The sequence below is a fragment of the Kocuria subflava genome (genome assembly GCF_012163155.1).
Taxonomy (GTDB): domain Bacteria; phylum Actinomycetota; class Actinomycetes; order Actinomycetales; family Micrococcaceae; genus Kocuria; species Kocuria subflava.
On the sequence record NZ_JAAVUN010000020.1, the window covers coordinates 41,278 to 49,496 of the forward strand.

Annotated in this window: 7 protein-coding genes; 6 read left to right on the forward strand and 1 reads right to left on the reverse strand. The window is 64.7% G+C overall.

The window, feature by feature from the left end; translation table 11 throughout:
* Positions 1–88: 88 nt before the first annotated feature.
* Positions 89–1,123, reverse strand: a complete 1,035-nt coding sequence (locus tag GTW58_RS10210; protein WP_119933366.1) for a DUF808 domain-containing protein — start codon at positions 1,121–1,123, stop codon at positions 89–91.
* Positions 1,124–1,272: 149 nt separating this feature from the next.
* Between GTW58_RS10210 and GTW58_RS10215 the strand changes: the two genes are divergently transcribed.
* From GTW58_RS10215 to GTW58_RS10240, 6 genes are all read left to right on the forward strand, one after another.
* Complete coding sequence (locus tag GTW58_RS10215) at positions 1,273–2,451, forward strand: ABC transporter ATP-binding protein (protein ID WP_047689862.1); 1,179 nt, start codon at positions 1,273–1,275, stop codon at positions 2,449–2,451.
* The gene (locus GTW58_RS10220; RefSeq protein WP_047689860.1) at positions 2,448–3,206 is read left to right on the forward strand and encodes an ABC transporter permease; all 759 of its coding nucleotides are present in this window, start codon (positions 2,448–2,450) and stop codon (positions 3,204–3,206) included. The genes GTW58_RS10215 and GTW58_RS10220 overlap by 4 nt, the downstream gene beginning before the upstream one ends.
* Entirely contained in the window at positions 3,203–3,874 is a 672-nt protein-coding gene (locus GTW58_RS10225) for an ABC transporter permease (protein ID WP_119933367.1), read from the forward strand. Before GTW58_RS10220 ends, GTW58_RS10225 begins: the two co-directional genes overlap by 4 nt.
* Positions 3,875–3,903: 29 nt before the next feature.
* Positions 3,904–4,863, forward strand: a complete 960-nt coding sequence (locus tag GTW58_RS10230; protein WP_119933368.1) for an ABC transporter substrate-binding protein — start codon at positions 3,904–3,906, stop codon at positions 4,861–4,863.
* 288 nt (positions 4,864–5,151) lie between these two features.
* Positions 5,152–7,257: an alpha-amylase family glycosyl hydrolase gene (locus tag GTW58_RS10235; protein ID WP_157980529.1), complete on the forward strand. Its 2,106-nt coding sequence runs from the start codon at positions 5,152–5,154 to the stop codon at positions 7,255–7,257.
* Positions 7,258–7,358: 101 nt separating this feature from the next.
* Entirely contained in the window at positions 7,359–7,979 is a 621-nt protein-coding gene (locus GTW58_RS10240) for a superoxide dismutase (RefSeq protein WP_047692541.1), read from the forward strand.
* Positions 7,980–8,219: the final 240 nt, after the last annotated feature.

Genomic DNA, 8,219 nt, shown 5'->3' on the forward strand with positions numbered 1-8,219 from the left:
TGACCTCCCCCGCCGAGTAGGCCTTTTGATCGCCCCTGACCCAGTCAGCAGCGATCAAACGGCCTACTCGGCGGAGAAGGTGGGGGGATCAGTGGCGGTGGGGTTGCGGTTCCGTGGCCTCATGGCGTCCGGTAGGACCGGAGGCCGGGTGGCGGGTGGTCAACTTGTCCTTGCCGCGGCCGGTCAGTGCCTTCACGCCTTCCAGCACCAGCACCACGGCGGCGCCCCACACCAGACCCAACACTGCGGAGAAGAAGGTGTTGACGATCCACGCCACAGCCCCCGCCAACACCGGAACGGCGTGGGCGGCGGCCTCAGCGGCGTGATGCACAAAGTTGTAGATGGGGTGCCAGCCGAGTTCGTGCAGGCCCACCAGGATGATGTGGCCACCCACCCACAGCATGGCCACGGTGCCGACCACGGAAATGACCTGCAGCACCTTGGGCATGGCCGCCACCAGGAACTCCCCGAACTTCTGGGCCCCGGCCGACTTCCGTGAGGCGAGCTTGAGGCCGATGTCATCCATGCGGATCAGAGCAGCCACCACGCCGTACACCAGGATGGTGATGCCGATGGCCACCACCACCAAAATGATGGCACGGTTGAAGATCGGCTCGGAGGCCACCTCGTTCAGGGAGATGACCATGATTTCCGCTGAGAGGATCAGGTCGGTGCGGATGGCACCGCCCACCATTTTGTCCTCGGCAGATTTGCCGTCGGCCTCGGCGTCGTCGGTCGCCACCACGGGCTCAATGTGTTTGTCGTGCCCGGAGATGGCACCCCAGATCTTCTCCGCACCCTCAAAGCACAGGTAAGTACCGCCCAGCATCAGGATGGGGGTCAGCGCCCACGGCGCGAACTGGCTCAGCAGCAGGGCGATCGGGAGGATGATCACCAGCTTGTTGAACAGGGATCCCTTGGCGATCCGCCAGATGATCGGCAGCTCGCGTTGGGGGTCCACATCGCGGACGTACTGCGGGGTGACCGCGGTGTCATCAACGACGACGCCCGCCGCCTTGGCGCTGGCACGTCCAGCTGCGGCGCCGATGTCGTCAAGGGAGGCAGCAGATGCCCGGGCGAGTGCTGCGACGTCGTCGAGCAGGGCGATCAAACCGCCGCTCACAGGGCCAACTCCCCGTGGCAAAGTTCCATGTGGTGCAAAATCATGCGCTAAGAATACGTCTCCCAAGCCGGGCCGAATGTTAAGTGACCTGATGGTGTCCGAGGCATGGCATAGGCTGATCCAGTCAATCGAGGTCAGGAAAACCTGCCATGGGCAAAAACGCCATCAGCTTCCGCGACGTACGCAAGGTCTACCCGGACGGCACCACCGCCGTGGATGACCTCAATCTTGACGTACCAGTTGGGTCCCTCACGGTGTTCGTGGGCCCATCAGGATGCGGCAAGACAACGTCACTGCGGATGATCAACCGGATGGTGGAGCCCACCAGCGGTCAGATCCAGGTCAACGGGCAGGATGTCACCTCCGTGCCTGAGGCCGCGCTGCGCCGGTCCATGGGTTACGTCATGCAGGCTTCCGGACTGATGCCACACCGCACGGTGCTGGAGAACATCAGCACTGTTCCGCGGTTGCTGGGGGAGTCCAAACGTGACTCCAAACGGCGGGCTGAGGAGCTGCTGGAGACTATTGGCCTGGACCGCTCCCTGGGCTCGCGCTACCCCGCGCAACTGTCCGGGGGCCAGCAGCAGCGCGTGGGAGTGGCCCGGGCGCTCGCAGCGGATCCGCCCATCCTTCTGATGGATGAACCGTTCTCCGCGGTGGATCCCGTGGTGCGTGCCGATCTGCAGAACGAGTTGCTGGATCTCAAGCAGCGTTTGAACAAGACCATTGTTTTTGTCACCCATGACATGGATGAGGCCGTTCTGCTGGGGGACCGGGTGGCCGTGTTTGCCACCGGTGGCCGGTTGGCGCAGTACGCGACTCCGGAGGAAGTTCTGCGGGAACCGGCCGATCAGTTCGTCTCCGACTTTGTGGGCCGGGACCGTGGCTTCCGGGCGCTGTCCTTTGATTCCCGCGACATCCCGCTCTCCGGCGTGCTCACCCTGGACCCGCAGGGCCGGGTTGCCGAGCTGGGCACCCCAACCATGGGCTCGGGCGGCTCCGGCGGTTCCCGTGGCTCCACCGCTGCACACCAGACAGGTCCCAGTGCCGCCGTTGCCAACGGGTGGACCTTGGAGGTGGATGCGGCAGGAGCTCCCGTGGGGTGGATTCCGCCCTCAGGGGGAGAACCTGCCGGTGGTCAGGTCACACACCGGGTGGGTGGCTCCTTGTACCGTCCCGGTGGTTCCCTGCGCCAAGCTCTGGATGCGGCGCTGTCCTCACCGTCCGGGCTGGCCGTTGCAGTGGATGAACGCGGCAGATTGCGCGGGGTGCTGCGGCCTCAGGAGATCATGACCGCCATTGAGGCCGCACGGGAGTCCCGCTCATGACGTGGCTGCCGGAGAATCTGGATTTGGTCCTGCGTCTGACCGGGACCCATCTGATGCAGTCCGTGGTGCCGGTGGTGTTGGGTCTGCTGATCTCGGTTCCGTTGGCCCGTCTGGCGGCTGGTTCACGTCTGATCCGCCCGCTGATGGTCAACGGCGCCGCTCTGCTCTACACGATCCCCTCCCTGACACTCTTTGTGCTGCTTCCGGTGGTTCTGGGCACTCGGATCACCTCCATCATCAACGTGATCGTGGCTCTCACCATTTACGTGATCGCGATTCTGGTCCGGTCCTGCACGGATGCCTTTGCCGCCGTGGACCGCTCCGTTCTGCAGGCGGCCACCGCGGTGGGTTACACCAAGTGGCAGCGCTTCTGGGCCGTGGAACTTCCCCTGGCCGTGCCCGTCATGTTGGCTGGTGTGCGGACCGCGCTGGTGGCCAACATTTCCATGGTCTCCGTGGGCGCTGTGATCGGCATTCAGTCCTTGGGCACGTTGTTCACGGACGGTCTGCGCCGCAGCATTGCCGAGGAGATCCTGGTGGGTGTGGTGCTCACGGTGATCTTGGCCGTTGGCCTGGACCAGTTGCTGCGGCTGCTGGGCCTCTACCTCACGCGGTGGCAGCGCCCCGGGCGCCTCACCGCGGATTCATCTCACGACGACGCCCGGCGAACCTCGTCATCTGGCCCTCAGCCGTCTACTGCACCGGATCCGGATGAATCCGCCCGGCGGATTGCTGCAACGGGAGGTGGGGCATGAACCTGCTGAGCGGAATGTGGCAATGGCTGACGGATCCCACCAACTGGTCCGGATCAGGTGCCATTCCAGCGCGCGCCCTGGAACACATGGCGTATTCGGGCATTGTGATGGTGGTGGCGATCGTCGTCGCTGTGCCGTTGGGGATGTTGGTGGGGCACACGGGCCGCGGGTCCGGGGCTGTGATCGGGGTGGCCGGTGCCTTGCGTGCGCTGCCCACCCTGGGTCTGCTGACGCTGTTCTCCCTGCTGATGGGACTGGGCCTGGTGCCGCCGCTTCTGGCCCTGGTGATCCTGGCGGTGCCGCCCATCCTGACGGCAACATACGCCGGTGTGGCAGAGGTTTCCCCGGCCGTACGGGATGCCGCCAAGGCCCAGGGCATGACCCCCACGCAGGTCCTGACCCGTGTGGAGGTCCCGCTGGCCCTGCCTGTGGCCATGGGCGGAATCCGCAATGCTGCCTTGCAGGTGATTGCCACTGCCACTGTTGCCGCCTACATCAATCTGGGCGGGCTGGGCCGTTATCTGATTGACGGGCTGGCCGTTCGTGACTACTCCCGCATGCTCGGTTCCGTGCTGCTGGTTGCCGTTCTGGCACTGGCCACGGATGCCGTTCTGGCGGCGCTGCAACGCGCTGTCACCTCCCCTGGACTGCGAACCACCGCACACTGACCACACAGCAATCACCTCAGGAGCACAACATGAAAGCCACCCTCCAGAACTCCTCCCGCCCCCGACTCTCCGTGTGGCGCCGCGCGGCCCTGCCCCTTGCCGCAGTGGGCGTCTTGACCTTGAGCGCCTGCGGCAGTTCGGACCCCTTGAACGGCGATTCCTCCGGCGGTGGTGACGGCACCGTGACCGTGGGGTCAGCTGATTTCCCTGAATCGCAGATCATTGCGGAGCTCTACGCAGGGGTGCTGCGGGATGCCGGGATCGAGGCCTCCACAGAGCCCGGTATCGGTGCGCGTGAGGCATACATCGGCGCGGTGGAGGACGGTTCCATTGACCTGGTTCCGGACTACTCCGGGAACCTGCTGCTCTACGTGGATCCGGAATCGGATGCAGCTTCCGGGGAGGAGATCCTGGATGCGCTCCCTGATGCCCTTCCGGACGGGCTGACCGTACTGGAGGCTTCTGAGGCAGAGAACAAGGACGCCATGGTGGTCACCCGCCAGACCGCGGACGAGTATTCCCTGACCAGCATTGCGGACATGGCCGAGGTCTGTGATCAGCTGGTGATCGCCGGACCGCCGGAGTTCCAGGAACGTGCTTACGGTCTGCCCGGTTTGGAGTCCAAGTACGGCTGCACGCCCCAGTCCTTTGAACCCATCAACGACGGCGGCGGCTCCCTGACCGTGGATGCTCTCACCCGTGGGGATGTGGACGTGGCCAACATCTTCACCACCACCCCCGCCATCAAGCAGCAGGATCTGGTGGTTCTGGAGGATCCGGAGAACAACTTCATTGCTCAGCAGGTTCTGCCCCTGGCTGCTGAGGACCGCTTGCCTGACGGTGCAGCCGATGCCCTCAACGAGTTCTCCTCCAAGCTCACCACGCGGGACCTGATTGAGCTCAACCAGTCCGTTTCCGGTGATGGTTCGGTCAATCCGCAGCAGGCTGCCCGTGACTGGCTGGAGGCCAACGGGTACACCGACGCCTGAGCATTTCCCACAGCCTGTGGAGAACTCTGTGGAGACGGCTGTGGATGGTTGTGGATCATCTGTGGGTGAGGATTCCGTGGGCTGTTGAGTCCACAGAATCCCCACCCACAGACCCGTCCCACAAGGCTCCTTGACCAGGACCTGCAAAAATCAGGGAGCTTCACTATCATGAGCCTCGGTACTGGCTGCTGACCGGCACGATTTGCTCCACTCACGCGCGGCGGTGTTGCCAGACGCAATTTTCCTCGGAGTCAATGACGATCCTGAGCTCGGTTTGCCGTGAAGTTCTTGACTGCTTCAGGCCGAATCCAGGGAGTCACCATCACTCAGAACGCGCAGTTCGAGGCCACAGCTGATCCGCTCAGCCTCGGTCACCTCCTGCCTGCCTCGGGGGCCGACGGTGCTGACTTGCCGTCCGGACCGCATTCGATTCACGCCCTGCCTTCTCTTGCCCCGCAGTTGTCCGCCGTGGACTCCGGGACTTCCGACCACGCTTCCGTGGACGACCTGATCTCCATGGCACGTGCGCGGATGCAGCAGATCGAGTTGGGGCAACAGGCTCAGCACGCGGAATTCGATCGGCGTTTGGAACGGCATCTGGAGCCCCTTATTCGCTCCATGCTCCAGCTCTACGGGCAGCACATCGCCCCGGATGAACTGGCTTTGGTGGTGGGTGATCTGGGGTCCCTGCTGGCCAGCTCCTGGTTGGCGCGGTCAGATTTCCTGCGCGGCATGGACTCTGACCGGGAGCACCAGGCGCCCTGGTGGGACTCGCGCCACGCGGTGGTGGGTGCCTGCTACGCGGACCGGTGGGCCGGTGGCTTCCAGGGTGTTGAGCAGCGGATCCCGTATCTCAAGGATTTGGGCGTCACCCACTTGCGTCTGCTGCCGCCGTTCCTGGCCTCCGAGTCCTTTGACGACGGCGGATTCTCCGTGGCCTCCTACCGTTCAACCAATCCCAAGATGGGAAGCATTGGGCAACTGGCTGATCTGGGCCAACGCCTGCAGGAGAACGGCATCTCCCTGATGCTGGACGTGGTGCTCTCCAGGACTGCTCCGGATCACCCGTGGGCCAATGCCGCTGCCCGCCACAACTCGTTCTTCGAGGAGTTCTACCGGATCCAGCCGGATGGCCCCACGGGAGACGCCGCTCAGCGTTCCGTGTGGGCTCAAGGGCCGGCATGGGAACGTGTGGTGCCGGGGGATCCCCACGACCGTCGTCGTGTGCGGACCTCCGAACACGCCCACCAGTGGGACCTGGACTGGACCAACCCGCGGGTGTTTGTGGCCATGGCCGGGGAGATGCTGCACGTGGCAGGGCTGGGCGCCCAGGTGCTGCGGGTGGGCTCCCCCTGGCATCTGTGGCGCGGCGTGCCCGGGACCCCGGACGTGCTGGCCGCGGGCCGGCAGGTGCTGCGCACCTTGGGTACCGTCCTGCAGATCGTGGCGCCGTCCGTGGTCCTGGAATCCAATGACCCCGTTGAACTCCGCGTGACGGACGGCGGGATCCAGGTGGCCGAGGGACTGGACCGGGCTGCTCTGATCTGGAGTTCGATCGCCACCCGTGATGCCACCTTGCTGGCGCAGGAGATCCGCAACCACGGAGCGCCACTGGCCGGCAAGGGATACCTGCAGCCGGTGCGCAACCACGATGCTCTCCAGTGGTCCTTCTCCGATGAGGTGGTGACCGCTGCCGGGCTGAACCCGGATGCCCACCGCCGGTTCCTGGGGGAGTTCTATTCGGGTAGGTACCAGGGGTCCTTTGCAACCAACCCGGCGGTGCCGTCACGCTCCGGGCGGATCGGTGCGGCCGTGTGCGGCACGGCAGCCTCCCTGGCCGGGATCCGCCACGAACCCGGGCCAGGTGCTGACCGAGTGCTGCTGGCCCACGCCGTGGCCTTCTCCCTGGGTGGAGTTCCGGAACTGTGGCTGGGTGATGAACTCGGGGTTCTGGATGACCCCCTATGGTCCCTGGAGGCAGGTCATGAGCTTGACCCCCGATGGGCACACCGCCCGCGGGTCGAGCAGGCCCTGATCGATTCCCGGCATGACTTGTTCTCCGTTTCCGGGCGGCTCTACGGGGCCATCCGCCGCATGCTCCAGGTCCGCGCGGCAGCCCCGGAGTTCGACGGTCAGTCCGTGATCGACTTCGATACCCGCAACGAACCCGTGGTGGGCTACCAGCGCCCCTCCTCCGACGGCAGCGTGGTGCTGTGCCTGGCCAACTTCTCCGACTGGGGCCAGTACGTGACCGGTGAAACCCTCTCCGGTTTCCAGTCCAAGGCCACCTTGCTGCAGGAGGACACCCAGATCGACCTCCGCAACGGCGTGCTGCTGGAAGCCCACGGATGGGCGTGGATCCGGTGCATCCCCCGGCGGGCTCCTCGGCTCTGACCCTGTGTGACGCAACCTCCGCTGGTGGCGGAACGGCCTTGACCTACGGGGGCCCTAGTCGTTTGGATTGAACAGTCAGATTCAGACAGGAAGGCTTTGTTATGGCTGAGAAGTTTGTTCTCCCCGAGCTCGATTACGACTACGCCGCTCTTGAGCCCCACATCTCCGCGCGCATCATGGAGCTTCACCACTCCAAGCACCACAACACCTACGTGACCGGTGCCAACACCGCGCTGGAGAAGATGGAGGAGGCTCGCGCCAACGGCGATTCCGCCGGTGCCGCCAAGCTCTCCAAGGACCTCCAGTTCAACCTGGGTGGCCACATCAACCACTCCGTGTTCTGGAAGAACATGTCCCCGGACGGTGGCGGCAAGCCCGAGGGCGAGCTGGCCTCCGCCATCGACGACGCCTTCGGCTCCTTTGACGCCTTCCAGGCTCAGTTCACCGCCGTTGCCACCACCATTCAGGGCTCCGGCTGGGCAATCCTGGCCTACGAGCCCATTGCCGGCAACCTGGTGATCGAGCAGATGTACGACCAGCAGAACGGTGTCCCCGTGGCCACTATCCCGCTGCTGCAGCTGGACATGTGGGAGCACGCCTTCTACCTGGACTACCAGAACGTCAAGCCGGACTACGTCAAGGCCTGGTGGAACGTTGTCAGCTGGGAGGACGTTGCCCAGCGCCTGGAGAAGGCCCGCAACGGAGCCGCCTCCATCATCTGAGCAGCCTCCTCTATCTGATCGGCTCAGCCGTTCAGCACACAGCCCGGGAGCCTTGGTGCCCCGGGCTTTGTGCTGCCCTCTCCTTACCTTCTCCGCCGAATAGGCCGTTTGATCGCTGCTGAGTCAGGCAGGGGCGATCAAACGGCCTACTCGGCGTCAGGGGAGGGGAGGGTGCCTCTATGGTTTTCGTCAAGCCGCTAGGGCGACTGTCGACGGGGTCTGAGGCATGGTCGGGTCTTC